This window comes from Haloarcula amylolytica (assembly GCF_049705545.1).
In the GTDB taxonomy this organism is placed as follows: Archaea; Halobacteriota; Halobacteria; order Halobacteriales; family Haloarculaceae; genus Haloarcula; species Haloarcula amylolytica_B.
Genome location: NZ_JBNAMU010000001.1, coordinates 822,238 through 841,330 on the forward strand (window position 1 = coordinate 822,238; position 19,093 = coordinate 841,330).

Below are 19,093 nucleotides of genomic sequence, written 5' to 3' on the forward strand. Positions count from 1 at the left end.
CCTGTATAGCCGTGTTATACGGCGACAGTCGCACCTAATTCGGGCGCTGTCGCGTCGTAGCCGTCCTCGCGGAGCGTGGTTGCGAAGGTCTCACAGCGGTCGCCGTGGTTCACGAGCACCGGCGTGTCACGGTAGCTGTCGAGGTACTCCAACAGCCCACCGCGGTCGGCGTGTGCGGAAAAGTCGTACTGCTCGACGCGCGCGCTGACCGGCATAATCCGGCCGTCTATCTCGGCGCTGCCGGTCTCTATCAGGTCTCGCCCCGGCGTTCCCTCGACCTGATACCCGGTCATGGTGATCTTGTTCATCGGATTCCCGCGGATCTCGGGGATGTACGTCATCGCGGGGCCGCCGGAGAGCATCCCGCTGGTGGTGACGATTGCCGCCTTCTGGTCGGTGATACGCTTGCGCTGGCCATCCTTGCCAGTGACGAACCGCGCGTGGGATTTCGCCCGCTGGAGCGCGTCCGCATCGCGGACATACTCGGGGTACTGCCCGAGCATCTCGGTCACTTGCTTCCCCATCCCGTCGACGTAGCAGGGGATGTCGTGCGCTTCGCAGATGAGCAGCATCTCCTGCGTCCGACCGATTGCGAAGGCGGGCACGACCACGGTGCCGCCCTCCCAGAGCGTCGTTTCGACGCTCTCGACGAATCGCTCCTCGACTGTCTTTCTGGGTTCGTGGTCGACATCGGCGTAGGTACTCTCACAGATGACCGCGTCAGCGGCCGGACGGGCCGACGTCCCCGAGACGAGACGCTGGTCGTCGGTATGGAAATCGCCGGAGTACAGCAACCGGGTGTCGCCATCGTCCACGAGGACGTGCGCGCTCCCCGGAATGTGGCCGGCGTTGTAGAACGTGACCTCGTAGCCGGCGGCCTCGAACGACTCGCGGTAGCCGTGGGTTTCCGACACCTGCGTGACCCGTCTGACGTTGGTCTCGGTGAATGGGCAGTTGACCGTTCCACCGTGGAGTTTGAGCGTGTCCCGTGCGAGCGTCATCGCCAGTTCGTACGTCGGCGGCGTCCAGTGAATCGGCGGCCGCGCGTCGCCCGACACCAGCGCCGGAATGTTCCCGACGTGGTCGAGGTGGCCATGCGAGACGACGACGGCGTCCGGCGACGGCGTCCGCACCGGAAACCGTGGCGGCGAGTCGGTCAACATTCCGAAATCCAGCAGCAGCGACTCGTCGATGAGGACGGCGCTCCGGCCGATCTCACCTGCCCCGCCGAGAAACTGCACATCCATTACCGGGACGGAGGCGACCCGTCCGTTTCCGTTCGTCGGTTCTGACCGAATCGTGCCATCAACCGCCGGGCAGGCGGAATATCTATGAACCGGAACACGACGATATCCGGGTTCTTAGGGGCTATGAACTGTCAAGGGGGTCTTCTCGGTTGTGGTATTGTGTGAAGATAACACGTCGGCTGGGCAGTGTTATCACGCTAGCATAAACAATTATTATACTCGGGGCTCATTGTTTAGTTGTCATGGCGACACGCCAGCAACCCCCGACGACGTACCACACGTGCAGTTGCGGTGAGGAGTTCGACACGACGGAGGAACTCCTCGAACACGCACGAGAGGCACACGGGCTTAGCGTACACTGACTGGCGTCGCCCCGTTTTTCACACTCAGAGACTCCGATAGCGGCAGGTCAGGATGTCTTGTCGATGTCCTGTCGCACGCTGAACCGCGCGTAGCCGCCGTGTGAGAGGTCAAGCGCACCCAGCCACCAGTTCCATCGTTCGGCGAGTTGATAGTCCTCGGGCGCGTCTTCGAGGTTGTCGACGACATCCCCCACCGTTAGCTCCGCCCCGAAGTCGGTCACGAACTGGTCCGATTCCGAGAGGTCCCGCGCCTGTCTGGCCACGACCGTGACGATGTCGGGGTCGGGGTCGAAGGCGTCGCGGAGTTCCCGTTCGAGTTCCTTTCGGTCCACATTCGGGTGTACGACCCGCATCTGACTTGAATGTACGGTTGGGGACAACGTTACATTTCGGGGTCGGGAGATAGCCGTTCGGAACGGTCGTCACTGTCGCAGTTACGGGTGTTGTCACTCACCGAATAGCGCCACAAAAATTCGAAAGTAGGTCTCCGATTTTGCGCCTGCGCTTACTCAGCCTCGCCCTGCTCCACGGGTCGCCCTGCGGGCTCCCCGTTCCGCCACGAAGCTTCGTGCGCTTGCGCTTACTCAGCTTCGCCCTTCTCGATAGGCGCACCAACCAGATTGCCCCATTCGGTCCAGGAGCCGTCGTAGTTGATGGTGTCCTCGTAGCCCAGCAGTTCGTGCAGGGCGAACCAGGCGACAGAGGAGCGCTCGCCGATTCGGCAGTAGGCGACCGTCGTGGAGTCACCCTCGATGCCGTACTCGGCGTAGAGCTCTTCGAGTTCGTCGTAGTCCTTGAACGTCCCGTCGTCGTTGGTGACGGCCGCCCAGGAGATGTTCTGTGCGCCGGGCACGTGACCGCCGCGCTGGGCGGTCTCCTGGAGTCCAGGGGGTGCGAGGATCTCGCCGGAGAACTCCTCGGGCGAGCGAACGTCGACGAGCGGCAGTTCGCGCTCGATGGCGTTCTCGACGTCCTCCCGGTAGGCGCGGATGGACTCGCGCGGACCGGAGGCCTCGTAGTCGACTTCGGAGAACTCGGGCACTTCGTCGGTGAGTTCGTAGTCGTTCTCGACCCAGTACTCGCGGCCGCCGTCGAGGAGCTTCACGTCGTCGTGGCCGTAGTACTTGAACTGCCAATATGTGTAGGCGGCGAACCAGTTGGAGTTGTCACCGTAGAGGACGACCGTCGAGTCCTCGCTGATGCCGTGGGAACCCAGCAGGTCCTCGAAGTCATCCTTGTCGAGGATGTCCCGCGTGGTCTGGTCCTGCAGGTCCGTCTCCCAGTTGAAGCCGATAGCGCCGGGTGCGTGGCTCTCGTCGTACAGTTCCGTGTCGACGTCCACCTCTACCAGTCGGTGGGCGGGGTCGTCGCTCTGGAACTCGTCCAGATGCTCGCTGACCCAGTCGGCCGAGACGAGCACGTCGTTAGCGTATTCAGTCATAATGCATCGAATCGTAAGTCTACCAAACATATATTACCACGACTTTCGGCATGTTCGGCCACTCGTCCACCGTGTCGGCAGATGTTGCCTGTACTAGGATATATAGACAGACAGTACTTCAGCAGCCCAGCGGACACGGGCCATGGCGTGCCATGTCTGGGTGTAAACTGGGCGGCTCTCTCACGAGAAGCGGCAGTAATTGCAACCACCTTCGACCGGCTGCGATGGGAGTTTTCAAGCGGGCGGAGCGGCAACGCCAGGACGATGACTGATTTCGTCTCTGCGGAGTGGGTGTCGAACCGGGGTGACGACCTCCGGGTGGTCGACGTCCGGGACGCGTGGGAGTACGACGGTCTCGGGCACCTCCCGGGTGCGGTGAACGTGCCCTTCGATTCGTTCCGGGCAGACGAACACGGCGCGGAATCCGACGCCGGTGAGGGAATGCTGCCCGACAAGGACGAGTGGACACAGTTGCTTTCGGCGGCCGGCATCACGGCGGAGAGCGAGATCGTCGCGTACGACGACCACCACGGCGTCTTCGCCGCGCGGCTCCTGGTCACCGCGGAACTGTTCGGCCACGATCCCGACCGACTCCACCTTCTCGACGGCGACTTCTCCAGTTGGCAACTCGAACGGGAAACGTCGAGCGAGACGCCGACTGTCGAGCCGACCGACTACGAGGTGGCTCGTCCCGACGCGACGCCGCTGGTCGGTCCGGACGCGGTCGCTGACGCGGCAGATGACCCCGACGCGGTGCTGGTGGATACTCGCGAAGACGAGGAGTACGACGCGGGCCACATCCCGGGTGCGGTCCTGCTGGACTGGCGGGACCTCGTCGACGACGAGACGCGGGGTCTGTTACCCCGAGACGAGGCGCTGTCCGTTCTCGAACGTGCGGGCATCGTCCCCGAGAAACGGATCGTCCTCTACTGTAACACCGCCCGGCGCATCAGCCACACGTACGTCGTCCTCCGGCATCTCGGCTTCGAGCAGGTGGATTTCTACGAGGGGAGCCTCACCGAATGGGAGGCACAGGGGCGACCGCTGGAGACGAACTGAGCGTTCGGCGACCGCTGTCTCAGGTTAGTTTCTGCTGGTCCCCTTGCCGCTCGCTCGTCAGCAGCGACGACAGTTCGACCAGCAGCGCGATGACGACCGGACCGGCGATGAAGCCGATGACGCCCAGCGTCAACACCCCGCCGGTGAACCCGACGAAGTAGAGACTGGCCGGGAGGCCGGTCGTGTAGCGGGCGAGCTTCGGTCTGATGACCGCGTCGGGGAGGAAGCCGACGAAAACGAGGCCGAACACGGTGACCAGTATCGCCCCGGTGATGTTGCCGTTGATGAGGTCCGCGACAGCGATGGTAAGGACGACGATGCTGGGGCCGATAACGGGGACGAACTGCAGGATGCCGGCGACCACGGCCAGCGCGAACGCTCCCTGATAGCCCAGCAGCCAGAACACGACCCACGCCACGACGAAGGTCCCGAACGCCGTCGCCGCCTGGAGGACGTATATCGCGTACAGCGTCCCTCGGAGCCGCTGGTGCAGGCGGTTGACGACCTCGTGATACGACGCCGGCACCGTCCGATAGACGGCCTTTTTCGGAGCCTGTGGCTGCCAGAGCATCGCGTAGACGAGAATCGCAAACAGCACGGCTTTCAGCGCCAGCACGGGCGATTCAGCGGCCAGATCCACCGCAACAGCCGTGAGTGTCTCCCGAGCGGCCGTCAGCGTGGGGTCGATCTCGACCGGGTAGCTGAACTCGCCGAACTCGAGGGTCACGATCGATGGGAGTTGCTGGAAGAAGGTAAACAGGTCACGGCGGCGCAGATACAGCACGGCTCCCAGCGGGACGACGATGAGTGTGCCGCTGACGAAGGCGATACCCGTCGTCACCGCTGCCGACAGCCGCCTGTTGAGCCCGTGGCGTCCGAGCCACTCCGAGACGGGGAACAGGACGTATGCGACCGTGATTGCGAAGAAGATCGTCGACAGTACTCGCGCGAGCAGGACTGTCGTCAGGCAGCCGGTGAGAACGAGCAGGCCCGCGAGGACGTAGGTCCGTCGGCGTGTTACCACGCCCGTCCTTTTCCATCGGTCGATAAAAACGTTATCTGCACACGCCAGGTCACTAACACGTTACGGGGGCCAGGAACGGGGCCGTCGCCGTCGGGCGTTCAGGATCGGGAGAATAGCGCCGCCAACTGTTCCCGGGAGAACAGCGTCGTCGGCCGGTCCATGTGGACGCCGATCTCGCCCTCGAAGGCTTTCATCCCGGCTTTCTGTAGCGGCTCCGGTGCGGAGTAGCCGGCCCGAACCGCGTGGCCCAGGCGGATCTCCTGCCGGAGGTCCTCGCGCCAGGCCCGCTCGTACTCGCCCAGCGTCGCCGGGTCCTCGGGGTCGATTTCACGGGCGGCGTGGTCGGCCGCGGTCATGCCGTAGCGAATGCCGCCGCCGGTGAAGGGTTTGGTCTGGGCGGCGGCGTCGCCGATGAGGAACGACCGCCGGCCGGTGACCCGCTTCGGCGGGCCGATGGGAATGAGCCCCGAGCAGCGGTGGTCGGTCTCGACGCCGTAGCCGTCGATGAATGCCTCGAAGCGCCCGCGGGCGTCGTCGCCCGGCGGCACCGCCAGCCCGTACTCGACGCCGGCCTCGCCCCGCGGGATGCGCCAGGCGAAAAACCGCGGGACGGTGAGGTGGACGTCGACGAAATCGCCGTGGTCGACTTCGTCGCTGAACCCGAGGACACCGTGTAGCAGTTCGTCGGGTTCCGGGAGGTCGAGTTCCCGCCGGACGCGGCTCTTCGGGCCGTCACAGCCCGCGACCATCTTCGCTCGGTGTGTCTCGACGCCGTCATCGCCGCGGACCTCCACGGTGACGCCGTCCCTGTCCTCGGTGACGCCGACGACGGAGTGTGCTTCTCGAACGTCCGCACCGGCGTCGCGGGCCAGCCCAGCCAGGTGCTTGTCCAGGCCGACGCGGTCGATGACGTTCGAGATGATCTCGTCCTTGTAGAAGGGGTGGTCCTGGCTACCGGGGCCGCCTGTGTGGAACCGCGCGCCCGAGATTTCGTTCTGGAACAGTTCGTCGCGGGCGTCCTCGGTGAACTCCCAGATATCAGTGCTCACGTGGCCCGAGCAGGCCAGCGGCTTCCCGATCTCCCCCTGTTCGAACACCACCACGTCGAGCCCCCGACTCGCCGCCTGGCGCGCGTACCGGGACCCAGCCGGGCCCGCGCCGACCACCACAACATCGTGCATACACGTTCCCTCGGTGTCACGAACCAAATAGCTTCTCGATTCAGACGGACAGCGGGCCGTACTGGCCCGTGCCGCGGCCACAGCGTCGGGTCGCCCGGTCAGCTCCCCGTGGCGGGGACCCGCGGATGGCCCTGTCGCTCGGCCAGCCAGCCGCCGAAACGGCCGGCCAGGCCACCGACTACCATCGGGAGCAAAAGCAGTAGCACTCCGACCGCCAGTGCCATGCCGACGCCGACGACCCGGAACCAAAGCGGATTCGGGATCGTCGGGATAGCTACCAACAGCTCCTTTAGCGACCAGAGCGCCGGAATCCCACCGATGAGTCCGGCTCTGACCCCGGCGGCGCTCCCCGTCCCGCCGTGGCGCTTGACAAGATACCCCGCGACCGCACCGCCGAGGAACAACCCGTGAAACGTGATATTCGACGCCGACCGCAACACGTCTACGAGCGTGAACAATGCGGGGACGAGGCCGCCGATAAGGGCGCACTGCCACGTCTTCGAGAGTTCGAACTGGAGGGGCATAGCCGGATGGTTGACCGCCGGAATAAAAAACCATATCCCTGATGACACAACCGTCCGAAAACGACCGTCGCGTCACTGGCCGAATCAAGGCGTATTTGTCGGTGTGTCTCCTGTTACCGCCTATGGCAGAGTATCAGCCCGGGGTGTGCAACATCGGAGCGAACCAGCGCCGCGCCCGTCGACTGTCGGCCATTGGGTCGTTTGCGGTCGCTGCCGGTATCGTGTTCGCCGTTGCAGTGGGCGCGGTCCCCGACCTGTCGCTGTGGGCGACTATCCCCTTCGTTTTCGGCGGGTACGTCGGCGCATTTCAGGACTACTTCCGGTTCTGTGTCGCCTTCGGTGCGCTCGCCCGCTACGACCTCTCGGGGTCGGGCGGGGAAAGCGGGCGCGTCGATGCAAGCGAGGCTGTTCGCGCCGACCGTCGACAGGCCGCGAAAATCCTCCTTCTCGCCGCCGCTGCAACGGTCGTGACGAGCGGCCTCGGAGCCGTCTTGCTCCGACTTGTGTAGCTGCGGACGGACTCCGACGCCGGCCACTCGCTCGGCCGCACCTCACACGACGGCCAGTCCCCGGGGGACCTGGTCGTACTCGGCCGGCCAGCCCCCGGCGTCGGGCCCCTCCCGAATCCATGTCTCCCCGCGCTTCGACTGGAACAGGCCGTGGTTCGTCAACGCGAGAAAGCCATCACCTGGATCAGCGGCGAGGACCGTTCGGGCCAGGCCCTCCGGTCCCGGCAGGCCGTCCATCGCCTGCCGCCACCGGTCGCTGTCCCATCGGTACACGTAGCTCTCGCCGCTCGTGCTGTGAGCCGACCGTGGGCCGCTGGCCGCCGAGACGACGACGCAGTCCGGGTCGTCGGGATGGACGGCCAGCCCCCACACGTACCGATGCTCCAGTCCCTCCTGTGGGTGGGTCCACCTGGCCCCGCGGTCAGTCGACAGCGCGTAGCCGTCGCCGGCGGCGGTGTACACGCAGTCCGGGGCGGCGGGATGGGTCGCCAGCGTGTGGTTGTCCCGCCGTGCGCCGTCGGGGTGATCGACCCACGTCTCGCCGCCGTCGGGACTGCGGACGAACGCGCCGGCCTCGATGGCGACGTACACCTGCTTCGGGGCGTCCGGCGCGAGGGCGATCCAGCGCACGTGGTGAGTCTGTGGCCGCGGCGGGAACGACCACCGCGACGCCGAGTCGAGGTCGGTCAGCCCCGACCGCTCCGTCCACGTCGCCCCGCCGTCGGTCGAGCGGTAGACCGCGCTCGGCTCCGTCCCGGCCCACACCACGCCAGCGTCGTGCGGGCTTACTGTGACGCTGGTCACGCGGTCGCCGGCGTCGAGAACCCGCTCCCATGTCGCGCCGCCATCGATGGTCCGCTGGAGGCCAGCATCCGCGGTTCCAACGAAAGCGCGGGCCGGTTCGGCCGCTCCCGCGGCGACGCACTCGATGTCGTGGCCAAGCAAGCGGTCCTCCCAGCCGCTGTCGCCGTCTCCGACGAGGACGCGGTCGCCGAGCGCGGCGTAGACGGTATCCATAGCCGACGGTACGACGCCCGAGCGAAGAAAGGTGGCGGTGCTAGCGACTGACCGAGCGCGTCAGCGCGAAGACGTACAGCGCGACGAAGAAGCCGCCGAGGAACGCCTCGGACTGGGCGAGGAGGCTCACCGTCGGGTCCCTGACCTCGCCGACGCCGCCGAGGAAGAAGGCGATGAACGACCCGAGGCTGAGCTGGGCGTACTGGCCGACGCTCCCGAACAGGTCCGGCGCGATAGCGAGATACAGCCCCGCGTAGGCGGCGATGAGCGCCGCGGACGCCGCGAGCGTGTACGACGCCCGCTCGCCGTAGCCCGTCGTCACGAACAGGAACGCGTTCATCCCCCAGCGGGCGAGCGCCCGGCCCTGCTCTCGCAGGGACGCGCCGCCGTCGCGGACGCGCCGGGAATGACAGCGCCGCCGGTAGGCCAACTGCGACATGAAGAACTCGGAGGCCGCCGTGTTGTCAGCGATGTCGTTCGCGCCGTTTTTCGCCCGGAGGTACGTCACCTCGCCGGCGGCGGCCTCGATTCGCCCCGCCGTCGCCGTCGAGAGGCGCTTGAAGGTCGCGCTCGCGTCGGGTTCGAGCGTCCGGTCCCCAGCCCGCTTGGCCGCCCGGTCGACCACTGTCACCGGCTCGTCGGCCGCCGAAGCCGCGCCGTCCGCCAGGGCTTCGACCGCGTCGTCGAGCGCGGCCGGGTACGCCAGCGCGGCCCGCAGGCCGTCGCCGAGTCCGCTATCGAGGCCGTGGAGGCGGTAGTTCGCCCCCTCCAGGTCGAGGTCGTCGTCGTCGCGGAAGTCGAAGCCCGCGAACCGTGTCCGGTAGAACGCGACCCTGTCGAGGACGCCGTCCGCCCGGTCGCCCTCGAACCGGACTGTCCCCAGCGTCGCCCGCTCCAGGTCGTACACGGCGGCTCCCGTGCCTGGCTGGCCGAACGCGCCGTCCTCGACCGTCGTCCCCGAGAGCGAGACGACGGCGACCCCGTCCGGTCCGACGGCCGTCGGTTCCAGGGCGGCCGTGCCGACGGTGCAGTCCTGAAAGCGGACCGTGCCAAGACAGCTCACGTCCGTCGCGCGCAGCCGGTCGATTGTACTGTCCTCGAACCGCGGGCTCGCGAGCGTCGCCCCGTCCAACTCCAGGTCCGCCACGGTCGCGTCGGCGAAGGCGGCTCCCACCAGCGCTGCGTCCGTGGCGTCGAGTCGCTCGATGTCAGCCCCGTCGAAGTCGGTGCCGACGAACGCCGAGTCGTGGACCACCAGTTTCATCGAGACGACGGCGTCGGCGAAGGTCGCGTCGGTGAACCGCACGTCCGGGAGATAGAGCCGCTCGGCCTCGATCCGTTCGAAGACGGCCTCGTCGTAGCTGGTCCCGTTGAAGTAGCCGCCGCTGAACGTCGCCCCGTAGAACCGCGCCGTGTCGAACTCCGCCCACCGGAAGTCCGCCTCGTCGAAGGTCGCGTGGTAGAAGTCCCCCGTCCCGAACGCTGCCTCGTCGAAGTCGGCCATCTCCAGCGTGGCGTGCTGGAACGACCCGTCCTCGACGGTCGCCCGGTCGAACGCGGCATCGGTCACCGACGCCCGGTCGAAGGCCGCGGTCCCGAGCGTCGCGTCGCGGGCGTCGATTTCGGCCAGCACCGCGCTCTCGAACCCGGCGGTCTCCAGTCGGGCGTCCCGGAGGTCCACCCGGTCCGCTGTCACGCCGTCGAACACCCCCTCTGCAATCGTCGCGCCCCTCGCGTCGATTTCGTGGTACGCCCCGTCGAACCGCGCGGTCTCGGTTATCGTCGCCCCGCGGAGGTCGAGCCGCTGGCCGAATTCGCTGCCGGTGCAGTCCAGCCGACCGAGTGTCGCGCCCCGCAAGTCGACGGGATGGTTGTCGGCGGCGTCGACGACCGCGTTCGACAGGTCGAGGTCGCCGAACGTGGCCCCGAGGAACTGCTTCGCCCGCTTGCGCTCCGCCCGGCTCTCGGCGGCGTCCCCCGCTATCGCGTCGAGGAATGCCTCCGACACGTCCAGGTCGTCCGGGACGTTCTCGGGCCGGCAGTGGAACGGACAGCGCTCCCGGCCGTCGATTGCGCCGTGTGGACACTCCCACTCCCGGTGCTCGCCGTCGAACTCTGTGCGGTCGTCGGTGAACGTACAGCGACTCCCGGCGCGCCCCGACCAGGCCATCGTTGCCAGAAGCGGTCGGTTGGCAGGGGCATAAGCGCTTCTACACCGGTTCTCTCGGGCGAGCGCATATCTCCCCCAGCGGCCGGGCGACACATCTGCCGGTCAAGCACCGAGTGGACTGTCCCGGAGATATCGGCGCTGTCCGTCGGTTGTGACACTGAGCCGTGCCTACGGCGTCCACCAGCGCAGGCCGACCATCACGAAGACGATGGCCAGCTGCATCAGCCCCTGCAGGCCCCCGAGCCTGGCGTTTCGCATCCCGATCTCTGAGACGAGGTCAACGTCCGGGTTCTCGGAGACGACCTGTCGGTAGATGCGGACCTCGCCGGGCAGGATGACGCCGAAACCCTGCACGGACAGCAGCGTTACGATACCGAGCGTGGCGACGATCCACCACGAAGTCATCGCGAAGGCCGGCAGCGTCGTCACGAGATACGTGCCGGAGCCGAGGACGGCCACGCCGAGGATGCCCAGCGTCTTCGGGTCGGTCAGCGCGTCGAACTGGTAGCCGATGAGGAGGACGACCGGAATGAGCGTCGCGGCGGTCAGAATCGCCAGCCACGGGTCGGCGTTGGGGAACTTCCCGAGGCGGAGCGCCAGCAGGATGCCGCCGCTGATAGTCACCGTCGCCAGCGTCGGCATCAGGAACGTCATCTTGGGCGTGAACGAGGCGAAGAAGTCGGCCCGCGCCTCTGGTTCCTGGCCGCCGAGCACCGGCCCCAACACGAGCCCCATGAACAGGTCGATGCCGGTCCACAGCACCCCGGCCATCACGTGGACGTAGGTCAGCGCCCGGATGTTGCCGCTGGCGATAGCCCCCGCAAACGCGATGAGCGGGACGGCTACCGCCCCCGCGGCAAAGGCCGGGTTCGCCTGCCTCGCCAGCCCACCGATACCCCGTTTCCGCTCGGTGCGGTCCGCTGTCGGTTGCGCCATAGCTGGCTCTATCAGGTTTCGCCGTCGACTAAAACCTTGGTGGCCGTCTCAGATATCGCCGCTCTCCGCGGCTCAGACTGCTTCAGTCGTCGTCCGCGGCCGGTTGCTCGGCCGCCGGCTCGCGGTCGGCCCGCGGCCCGTCAAGCTCGACGTTCGGCAGGAGGTCACGGAGGTACTGCCCGGTGTAGGACGCCTCGGTCCGGGCCACGTCCTCCGGGGTGCCCTGGGCGACGAGCTCGCCGCCGTTCTCGCCGCCCTCGGGGCCGAGGTCGATGATGTGGTCGGCGTTTTTCACCAGGTCGAGTTCGTGCTCGATGACGACCACGGTGTTGCCGTCGTCGGTGAGCCGGTGGAGCACGTCGATGAGTTTCCGCTCGTCCTCGGGGTGGAGCCCGGTCGTCGGTTCGTCCAGCAGGTACAGCGTCTCGCCCGAATCCTTCTTGCCGAGTTCCTCGGCGAGCTTGACGCGCTGGGCCTCGCCGCCGGAGAGCGTGGTCGAAGGCTGGCCCAGCCGCATGTAGTCCAGGCCCACGTCTTTCAGGAGCTCCAGCCGGCGGCGAATGCCGCCGTGGCTCTCGAAGAAGTCGTAGGCCTCCTCGACGGTCATCTCCAGCACGTCGGCGATGGTCGCGCCCTTGTAGGTCACGTCCAGCGTCTCGTCGTTGTAGCGCGCGCCGCCACACTCCTCGCAGGGCACCGTCACGTCCGAGAGGAAGTTCATGTCGATTGTGACCGTCCCCTGGCCGCCACAGCCCTCACAGCGGCCGCCCTTGACGTTGAACGAGAACCGCCCCTTCTCGTAGCCCCGTTGCTTCGACAGGCTGGTCTCGGCGAACAGCTCGCGGATGTGGTCGAAGACGTTGGTGTAGGTGGCCGGGTTGGAGCGGGGGGTCCGGCCGATGGGCGACTGGTCGATGAGCCGCACCGTCTCGATGGCGTCGAGGCCGTCGATGGCGTCGTGTTCGCCGGGGTTCACGTCGGTGTCGTTCATCCGACGGACCAGCCCCTTGTACAGCACGTCGTGCATCAGCGTGGACTTCCCGGAGCCGGAGACGCCCGTGATGGCGGTGAACGTCCCCAGCGGGATGGACACGTCGAGGTCGGCGAGGTTGTGCTGGCGAGCGCCCCGGACCGTGAGTTCGCCGTCGGCCTCGCGGCGGCTGTCGGGGACCGGAATCGTCCGCTCGCCCGAGAGGTACTCTCCGGTCACTGACCCGTCGGTGTCGATGACCTCGTCCATCGGCCCGTTGACGACGACTTCGCCGCCGCGCTTCCCCGGCCCAGGACCCATGTCGATTATCTGGTCGGCCCGGCGCATCGTCTCAGTGTCGTGTTCGACGACCAGCAGCGTGTTCCCGAGGTCCCGGAGCTCTTCGAGCGTGTTCAGCAGGCGGTCGTTGTCACGCTGGTGGAGGCCGATGGAGGGTTCGTCGAGGACGTAGAGGACGCCGACGAGGCCGCTCCCGATCTGCGTTGCCAGCCGGATTCGCTGGCTCTCGCCGCCCGACAGCGTCGATGCCTCGCGGTCCAGCGTCAGGTAGTCCAGGCCGACCTCGGTCATGAAGCCAAGGCGGGCCCGGATCTCCTTGAGAATCTCCTCGGCGATCTTCCGGTCCCGGGACGAGAGGTGCTCCTCCATCCCCTCGAAGTGGGCCAGCGCGTCGCTGATGGACATCTCGTTGACCTCGGTGATCGAGGTGCCGTCGACGAGCACCGCCCGCGACTCCGCCTTGAGTCGCGTCCCCTCACAGGCCGGACACGTCGTCGTGGCCATGAACTCCTCGATGTGCTCGCGGGCGCGGTCCGAGTCCGTCTCGACGTGTCGCCGCTCAAGGTTCGGGATGACGCCCTCGAAGCGCTCGCTCTTCTCGCGGGTGCCGTTCTTGGTCCGCCACTGGAAGTCGACGATGCGGTCGGTCCCGTAGAGGAACTGCCGCTGGATGGATTCGTCGAGTTCCTCGAACGGCGTCGAGAGATCGATGCCGAAGTGCTCGGCGACGTTGTCCAGTTGCCGCGAGTAGTACGTCCGGTCGTAGCTCCAGGGCTCGAAGACGTGCTTGAGCGGCTTCGTCGGATCGGTGATGACGAGGTCCTCGCTGACCTCCTTGGTCTCGCCCAGGCCCTCACACTCCGGACAGGCTCCATGGGGTGAGTTGAACGAGAACGACCGCGTCTCGATCTCGGAGATATCGATGCCGCAGTGGGTACAGGCCAGATCCTCGGACAGTTCGACGACGAGGCGGTCCGAGGCGGCTCCGTCGTCCGCTTCGTCTCCGTCGGCGAGATCGCCCGTTGCCCGGGCGTCTGACCCGCCGAGCGTCTCGGCTGCACCCTCGGGCGGGTCCGGCAGGATGACCTTCAGTGTCCCGTCGGCCTCTTCAAGCGCGGTCTCGACGGAGTCGGTGATGCGCGAGCGGGCGTCCGGCGAGATTTTCACGCGGTCCACGACCACGTCCACCGTGTGGTCGTAGTTCTCGTCCAGTTCGGGTTGGTCCAGCGTGAGGTCGAACTCCTCGCCGTCGACCTCGACGCGGCTGTACCCCTCGCTCACGAGGTCGTCGAACAGGTCCTCGAAGGCCCCCTTCTGGTCGCGGACGACCGGCGCACACAGTTTCGCGCGGGTCCCCTCGGGGAGTTCCAGAACCCGCGAGACCATGTTCTGTGCGGACTGCTCGCCGACCTCGCGGCTACACTCCGGACAGTGTGGCGTGCCGACGCGGGCGTACAGCAAACGGAGGTAGTCGTGCAGTTCGGTGACGGTGCCAACCGTCGAGCGGGGGTTGTTGGCGGCGTTCTTCTGGTCGATAGAGATCGCCGGGGAGAGCCCCTCGACGTTCTCGACCTGCGGCTTGTCCATCTGCCCCAGGAAGTTCCGTGCGTAGGCGGAGAGCGATTCGATGTAGCGCCGTTGGCCCTCGGCGTACACCGTCTCGAATGCGAGCGAGGATTTGCCCGACCCCGACAGCCCGGTGACGACTGTCAGTTCCTCGCGTGGAATCTCCACGTCGACGTCCTTGAGGTTGTGTTCCTCGGCCCCTCGGACCTCGATTATCTCCTTGCTCATCCTTGAATTCTACTTGGCCGGCAGGGGGGAAACCCTGTCGGTTGCGTCCGAAACCGTACTTGATTGGTACTGGTTCCGTCGAAAGCTTGATTACGGCGTGTTCTATGGTAAATAATATGAGTACGCCCTCCACGTACGACATCGCGGGGATCGACCTCTCCGACGACAGCTATACGGTCGAACAGAGCCTGATCCGAAACAAGTACAAGGCGATGGACGCCGCCGGGAACGTCGTCCTCCGCGGGAAACAGAAGATGCTGAAGATGAAAGAACAGTTCCCGTTCGTCGACGCAAACGGCGACGAGGTGTTTGAAGTCAACGCTGGCGGCATCATCGACGTGGCCGGCAACTACGTCCTGACCGACTCCAAGACCGGCGAGGACATCGTCATCCTCGACAACGACTACTCCATCTTTCAGGATACGTGGAAGATCCGGGACGCCAGTACCGAGGCGAAGATCGCCGAGATCAACTCCCAGGGCGCGCTCGTGACCATCGCCCGAAACGTCGTCCCGTTCGGCGGCTGGATTCCCCACAAGTACGAAATCACCGACCAGGACGGCAACCACGTCGGCAACATCGACGGGCAGTTCTCGCTGAAAGACCGCTACGAGATCACTATCGACGACGCCAGCACGGTCCCAAAGGAGCCGATCATCGCCGCGGCGATGGTCATCGACGCGATCCAGGGGAACTGACGGGACCCGCTGGAGCACCGGAATCCTTCTTGCCCTGGCTCCCCCAGGAACCGCTATGCGCCGCCGGACGGTCCTCCGACGACTCGCCCTCGCAGGCACAGGTGTCGGACTCGCTACGGGGACGACCCGCGGTCATCCGACACCGACCGGGAACGGGACGGCCGAGCCAGCGTCCTCCGACACCCCGACCGGTGAGGACCCGCTGGGCGTGCTGGAGATGGAGACGGTGTACGAGGTCGTCACCAGTCCCGACGGACACACGGCCTACGTCGCGACGGGGGACGGCATCGCGCTCGTCGACCTCGTCACGCCGACCAGTCCGCGACTGCTCAGCCGACGGACCGACCTGCTGGCTGAGAGTGACAGCGGACCGATACAGCGCGTTCAGGACCTCGCTGTCAGCGGCTCACGGCTGCTGGCCGCCGGTCCCGCTCACCCCGCTGACGGAGCCCACGGTCTCGTCGTCTTCGACGTGTCCGACCGGCGGGACCCGGAGCGAATCGCGGGCGTCGAACTGGACACACGTCTTCACAACTGTGACTTCGACGGCCGCTACGCCTATCTGACCGCGAACGACCGCGACGGCAACCCCTTGCTCGTGGCCGATGTCGACGCCGAACAGGAAGTCGGCGACTGGTCGCTGCTCGACGCCGGCGACGCCTGGACCGACGTCCCGACGAGCCTCTGGCCGTTGCACGACGTGTGGGTCCAGGATGACCGGGCGTACCTGGCCTACTGGGACGGCGGGACATGGATCGTCGACGTCTCGGAGCCGAGCGACATCTCGCTGGTGGCGAAGGTCCGCGGGCGCTCCCCCGAAGACCTCGCCGCTATCGAGGACCCTGGGACCGAGCGGAGCGAGCCGCCGGGCAACGACCATTTCGTGACGGTCGACGAGGACGCGTCGCTGCTGGGCGTCGGCGGCGAATCGTGGGACCTCGGTGACGACGACAGCGGCGGCCCGAGCGGCATCGCGTTGTACGATATCAGCGACCCGACCGACGCCGAACGGCTGTCCACGCTCGACCCGCCGCCGACCTCGGACCCGTCGCCGGGGGGCATCCTCACGACGGCACACAACTTCGAACTGACCGACAACCGCTGTTACTCCGCGTGGTACAACGGCGGCGTCCGTGTCCACGACCTGACGGACCCGACCGCTCCGGAACTCGCCTTCGAGTGGCGCGACACCGAAGCGACCTCGTTCTGGACCGCACAGCGGGCCGCCGGCTGTTTCGTCGCCGGAAGCACGAACGCGAGCCAGGGGACGGAGGTCCAGCCCGGACTGTACACGTTCCCGGACCCGCGGATACGGACGCCGACAGCGGACCCGTCGGCCACGGGCGACGAGGGCGGCGGCGCTAACAGCACTGATGGCACCTCCCTCGGGGTCGGCGGCCCCGGCTTCGGCGTCGGGTCGGCGGTCGCAGCGGTCGGGCTGGCAGCCTGGCGCGCCCGACGCCAGCAAGACTGACGCCGCGCCGCGTGACTGACTTCACTCACTCCAGCGCGCTCTTGACAGCGGCGGCGACGCTCCGGGCGCGTTCGGCCAGTGGCTCGGAGATGTGGCCGCGCTCGACGGCCGCGTCGAGTTCGTCGTCGTCGACCCGCTCGACGGTGCCGTCGGCGTGTTTCACCACGTCGACGTGGAGGTCCACGTACCGGGCGGTGTCGGGGAATATCTCGACGGGCGTGCAGACGTTGACGTAGGTGCCTTTCTTCTCGCCGTCGCTGTCGCGGTACACCGTCGGATACCACCAGCGCCCCTCCTTGACTTTCGTCTCGGCGATGTCGCCGGCCTCCTTTGGGACGCCCAGCGCGTCGTAGGAGCCGCCGGGGCTCATCTCGCGCTCGATTGTCACCGTCCCGTCGCTCTCGACGGCCTGGACTTCACCGCTGCCCAGCGTGATGAGCCGGCCGTCGGGCTTGCCGTGGCCCAGCGACAGCGACCCGCCGACCTGCGGGCCGAACTGCCGCGCCGTCACAGCGAAGGGGAAGTCCGTCTCGCCGGTTTCGAGGGCGTCACACAGCGCTTCGACGTAGTCGACGGCGGCGCTGGCCGCGCGGTCCCCGGCCTTCACGCGGTGGTGGCCCGGCATCGTCGCCGTCACCTCGCGGCGGGCCTCGTTGAGCGCGAAGCGGCTCTCGCGGCCGAACCACAGCCACGTCGTCGCCAGCCCCGCGTCGTAGCGGGTGGGGGCGCAGTCCGCCGGGTCGTCGGCTTCCGCAAGCGCGTCGTCGACGGTCGCCGCGCGGTCGTTGGCGGCGTCGAGGGCCTCGGCCAGCGCGTCGAAGCTCGCGTCCTCGCTCGCCGCTTCCCATGAGACACCCCAGCCGTCTCGGGGCTCCGCGGCGATGAGGTCCAGCATCGCCGGGCCGCCAGTCGCCGGTGTGCTGGCGGTCCCGCCGCGGACAAGCATCAACAGCGTCCCGCGGACCGCGACGGTCGTGTCCAGCACGGGCCGGCCGTTCGTCCACGGCGCGCTTGCTTCGACGACCTGCACCCGGAGCATATCGCCCGTCTCGACGCGCTCGTCCGAGGACGAGTACGGGAGAAACCCCTCGCCGTCGCCGAGGTCCACGACAGCCCCGCTGCCCAGCGTCTCGGTCACGGTGCCTGCGTAGATAGCGCCCTCGGGCGTCGGGTCGTCCCAGCGAAGCGTGTCCCGGCCGACTTCGGCCAGGCGGTCGGTAACGGCCGTGGCAGTGTCGTGGTCACCGATGACGCCGACACCCTGCTGGTCGTCGGTCGTCACCACGGTGACCGCCGCCCGCTCGTCGGCGAACTCGCCGTCAAAGCGGTCCTCGATGGGACCCGACGCCTGGACGACCTCGTGGCCCGCATCTTGCAGCAACTGGGTCAGCGCGGTCGCGTAGATGCCTCTGACCCGGACGGTCATAGCGCGTCCTCATCGGCGGCGAAGCGGACCCGCCCGTGGACCGTCGGCCCCAGCGAGAGCTCTATCTTCTCGTCGCTCAGAACGCGTCCGCCCTCAACCGGGACGCCCCAGGTGTCGAACCGGAGGTAGCCTCGGATGTCGTCGGCGTGGGTGAACAGGTCGCAGTACTCGACGGTGTGTTCCTGAATCTCGCTGGAGCTGTGAGCGATGTCCATGTCGGAGTACACCGTCTCGCGGCCGTCGAAGAAGGCTTCGAGGTCCGCGGCCGCGTCGTCGGTGGCTTCGACTACCGTATCGGAGGCCGCTTCGACGGTCTCCTGGTCGACGCCGGCGTCGCGAAGCGCCTGCTGTTCGCGTTGCGTGAAGTGCATACCCGCGAGTCAGTGGCGGGAAGAGGAAAACAGTGCGGAATCGCCTACACGATCATCGCGTTCAGCACGAGCATCAACAGCCCGAACATGACGCCGGTCGCGACGATTGTTCGAGGGTCGATACGGATCGTGTTCTGGTCTTCGGCGTCGAAATATCGGACCAGTCCCGCACTGGACATCAGTCCGCCGCTGTCGCTCCCACTCATACTTCAGGGTGGTGTATCACCAACACTAAGCCTTTCGGGTCGCCCGCGATTGCGTGTCCCCGGTACACATGGATAACCCTTATCAGATACCGCGGGCTAAGACGAACAGAGTACTATGACGGTTACACTGAAGGACTTCTACGCGGACTGGTGCGGCCCTTGCAAAACGCAGGACCCGATCCTCGAAGACCTCGAAGAGGAGTGGACGGACGTCGAGTTCGAGAAGATCAACGTCGACGAGGAACAGGACGTTGCCAACGAGTACCAGGTACGCTCCCTCCCGACGCTCATCATCGAGAACGACGACGGCATCGTCGAGCGCTTCGTCGGTGTCACGCAGGCTGACGACATCGACGACGCGCTGCAGCAGGCTTCGGCGTAACG

The 19,093-nt window shown here is 66.8% G+C and carries 18 protein-coding genes; 5 read left to right on the forward strand and 13 right to left on the reverse strand.

What is annotated here, in order from left to right:
• Positions 1-14: 14 nt before the first annotated feature.
• The 3 genes from ACOZ4H_RS04430 to ACOZ4H_RS04440 all read right to left on the reverse strand — a co-directional run bounded on the left by ACOZ4H_RS04430 (position 15) and on the right by ACOZ4H_RS04440 (position 3,050).
• Positions 15-1,247 (reverse strand): MBL fold metallo-hydrolase, encoded by a 1,233-nt coding sequence (locus ACOZ4H_RS04430; protein ID WP_424328157.1) that lies wholly within the window; start codon positions 1,245-1,247, stop codon positions 15-17.
• Between the two features lie 409 nt (positions 1,248-1,656).
• Complete coding sequence (locus ACOZ4H_RS04435) at positions 1,657-1,962, reverse strand: hypothetical protein (protein WP_424328158.1); 306 nt, start codon at positions 1,960-1,962, stop codon at positions 1,657-1,659.
• A 227-nt stretch (positions 1,963-2,189) separates the two neighbouring features.
• Positions 2,190-3,050, reverse strand: a complete 861-nt coding sequence (locus ACOZ4H_RS04440; protein ID WP_424328159.1) for a sulfurtransferase — start codon at positions 3,048-3,050, stop codon at positions 2,190-2,192.
• Positions 3,051-3,314: 264 nt separating this feature from the next.
• On the opposite strand from ACOZ4H_RS04440, the gene ACOZ4H_RS04445 reads away from it, so the two are divergent.
• Positions 3,315-4,109: a sulfurtransferase gene (locus ACOZ4H_RS04445; protein ID WP_424328160.1), complete on the forward strand. Its 795-nt coding sequence runs from the start codon at positions 3,315-3,317 to the stop codon at positions 4,107-4,109.
• 19 nt (positions 4,110-4,128) lie between these two features.
• On the opposite strand, the gene ACOZ4H_RS04450 is transcribed toward ACOZ4H_RS04445, so the two are convergent.
• From ACOZ4H_RS04450 to ACOZ4H_RS04460, 3 genes are all read right to left on the reverse strand, one after another.
• Complete coding sequence (locus ACOZ4H_RS04450) at positions 4,129-5,133, reverse strand: AI-2E family transporter (RefSeq protein ID WP_424328161.1); 1,005 nt, start codon at positions 5,131-5,133, stop codon at positions 4,129-4,131.
• 98 nt (positions 5,134-5,231) lie between these two features.
• The gene (locus ACOZ4H_RS04455; RefSeq protein WP_424328162.1) at positions 5,232-6,314 is read right to left on the reverse strand and encodes a geranylgeranyl reductase family protein; all 1,083 of its coding nucleotides are present in this window, start codon (positions 6,312-6,314) and stop codon (positions 5,232-5,234) included.
• A 98-nt stretch (positions 6,315-6,412) separates the two neighbouring features.
• A complete protein-coding gene (locus ACOZ4H_RS04460; protein ID WP_424328163.1) occupies positions 6,413-6,838 on the reverse strand; it encodes a DUF5518 domain-containing protein in 426 nt (141 codons plus the stop codon).
• Between the two features lie 122 nt (positions 6,839-6,960).
• Here ACOZ4H_RS04460 and ACOZ4H_RS04465 point away from each other — a divergent pair, with 122 nt between their 5' ends.
• Complete coding sequence (locus ACOZ4H_RS04465) at positions 6,961-7,347, forward strand: hypothetical protein (protein WP_424328164.1); 387 nt, start codon at positions 6,961-6,963, stop codon at positions 7,345-7,347.
• A 42-nt stretch (positions 7,348-7,389) separates the two neighbouring features.
• On the opposite strand, the gene ACOZ4H_RS04470 is transcribed toward ACOZ4H_RS04465, so the two are convergent.
• From ACOZ4H_RS04470 to uvrA, 4 genes are all read right to left on the reverse strand, one after another.
• Complete coding sequence (locus ACOZ4H_RS04470; protein WP_424328165.1) at positions 7,390-8,364, reverse strand: WD40/YVTN/BNR-like repeat-containing protein; 975 nt, start codon at positions 8,362-8,364, stop codon at positions 7,390-7,392.
• 40 nt (positions 8,365-8,404) lie between these two features.
• A complete protein-coding gene (locus ACOZ4H_RS04475; protein ID WP_424328166.1) occupies positions 8,405-10,534 on the reverse strand; it encodes a pentapeptide repeat-containing protein in 2,130 nt (709 codons plus the stop codon).
• 168 nt (positions 10,535-10,702) lie between these two features.
• Positions 10,703-11,470, reverse strand: coding sequence for a hypothetical protein (locus ACOZ4H_RS04480; protein ID WP_424328167.1), 768 nt, complete (start codon positions 11,468-11,470; stop codon positions 10,703-10,705).
• Between the two features lie 82 nt (positions 11,471-11,552).
• Entirely contained in the window at positions 11,553-14,534 is a 2,982-nt protein-coding gene (gene uvrA / locus ACOZ4H_RS04485) for an excinuclease ABC subunit UvrA (RefSeq protein WP_424328168.1), read from the reverse strand.
• Between the two features lie 116 nt (positions 14,535-14,650).
• Between uvrA and ACOZ4H_RS04490 the strand changes: the two genes are divergently transcribed.
• On the forward strand, positions 14,651-15,232 hold the full coding sequence (locus ACOZ4H_RS04490; protein ID WP_424328169.1) for an LURP-one-related/scramblase family protein: 582 nt from the start codon (positions 14,651-14,653) through the stop codon (positions 15,230-15,232).
• A gap of 55 nt (positions 15,233-15,287) precedes the next feature.
• The gene (locus ACOZ4H_RS04495) at positions 15,288-16,706 is read left to right on the forward strand and encodes an LVIVD repeat-containing protein (protein WP_424328170.1); all 1,419 of its coding nucleotides are present in this window, start codon (positions 15,288-15,290) and stop codon (positions 16,704-16,706) included.
• Between the two features lie 25 nt (positions 16,707-16,731).
• Here the strand turns inward: ACOZ4H_RS04495 and ACOZ4H_RS04500 are convergent, their stop codons facing one another.
• The 3 genes from ACOZ4H_RS04500 to ACOZ4H_RS04510 are packed head-to-tail and all read right to left on the reverse strand — an operon-like array spanning position 16,732 to position 18,709.
• A complete protein-coding gene (locus tag ACOZ4H_RS04500) occupies positions 16,732-18,132 on the reverse strand; it encodes a DUF402 domain-containing protein (protein ID WP_424328171.1) in 1,401 nt (466 codons plus the stop codon).
• Complete coding sequence (locus ACOZ4H_RS04505; RefSeq protein WP_424328172.1) at positions 18,129-18,503, reverse strand: DUF7532 family protein; 375 nt, start codon at positions 18,501-18,503, stop codon at positions 18,129-18,131. The genes ACOZ4H_RS04500 and ACOZ4H_RS04505 overlap by 4 nt, the downstream gene beginning before the upstream one ends.
• A gap of 44 nt (positions 18,504-18,547) precedes the next feature.
• On the reverse strand, positions 18,548-18,709 hold the full coding sequence (locus ACOZ4H_RS04510) for a preprotein translocase subunit Sec61beta (protein WP_151101980.1): 162 nt from the start codon (positions 18,707-18,709) through the stop codon (positions 18,548-18,550).
• A gap of 115 nt (positions 18,710-18,824) precedes the next feature.
• Here ACOZ4H_RS04510 and ACOZ4H_RS04515 point away from each other — a divergent pair, with 115 nt between their 5' ends.
• Positions 18,825-19,091: a thioredoxin domain-containing protein gene (locus tag ACOZ4H_RS04515; RefSeq protein WP_121511428.1), complete on the forward strand. Its 267-nt coding sequence runs from the start codon at positions 18,825-18,827 to the stop codon at positions 19,089-19,091.
• Positions 19,092-19,093: the final 2 nt, after the last annotated feature.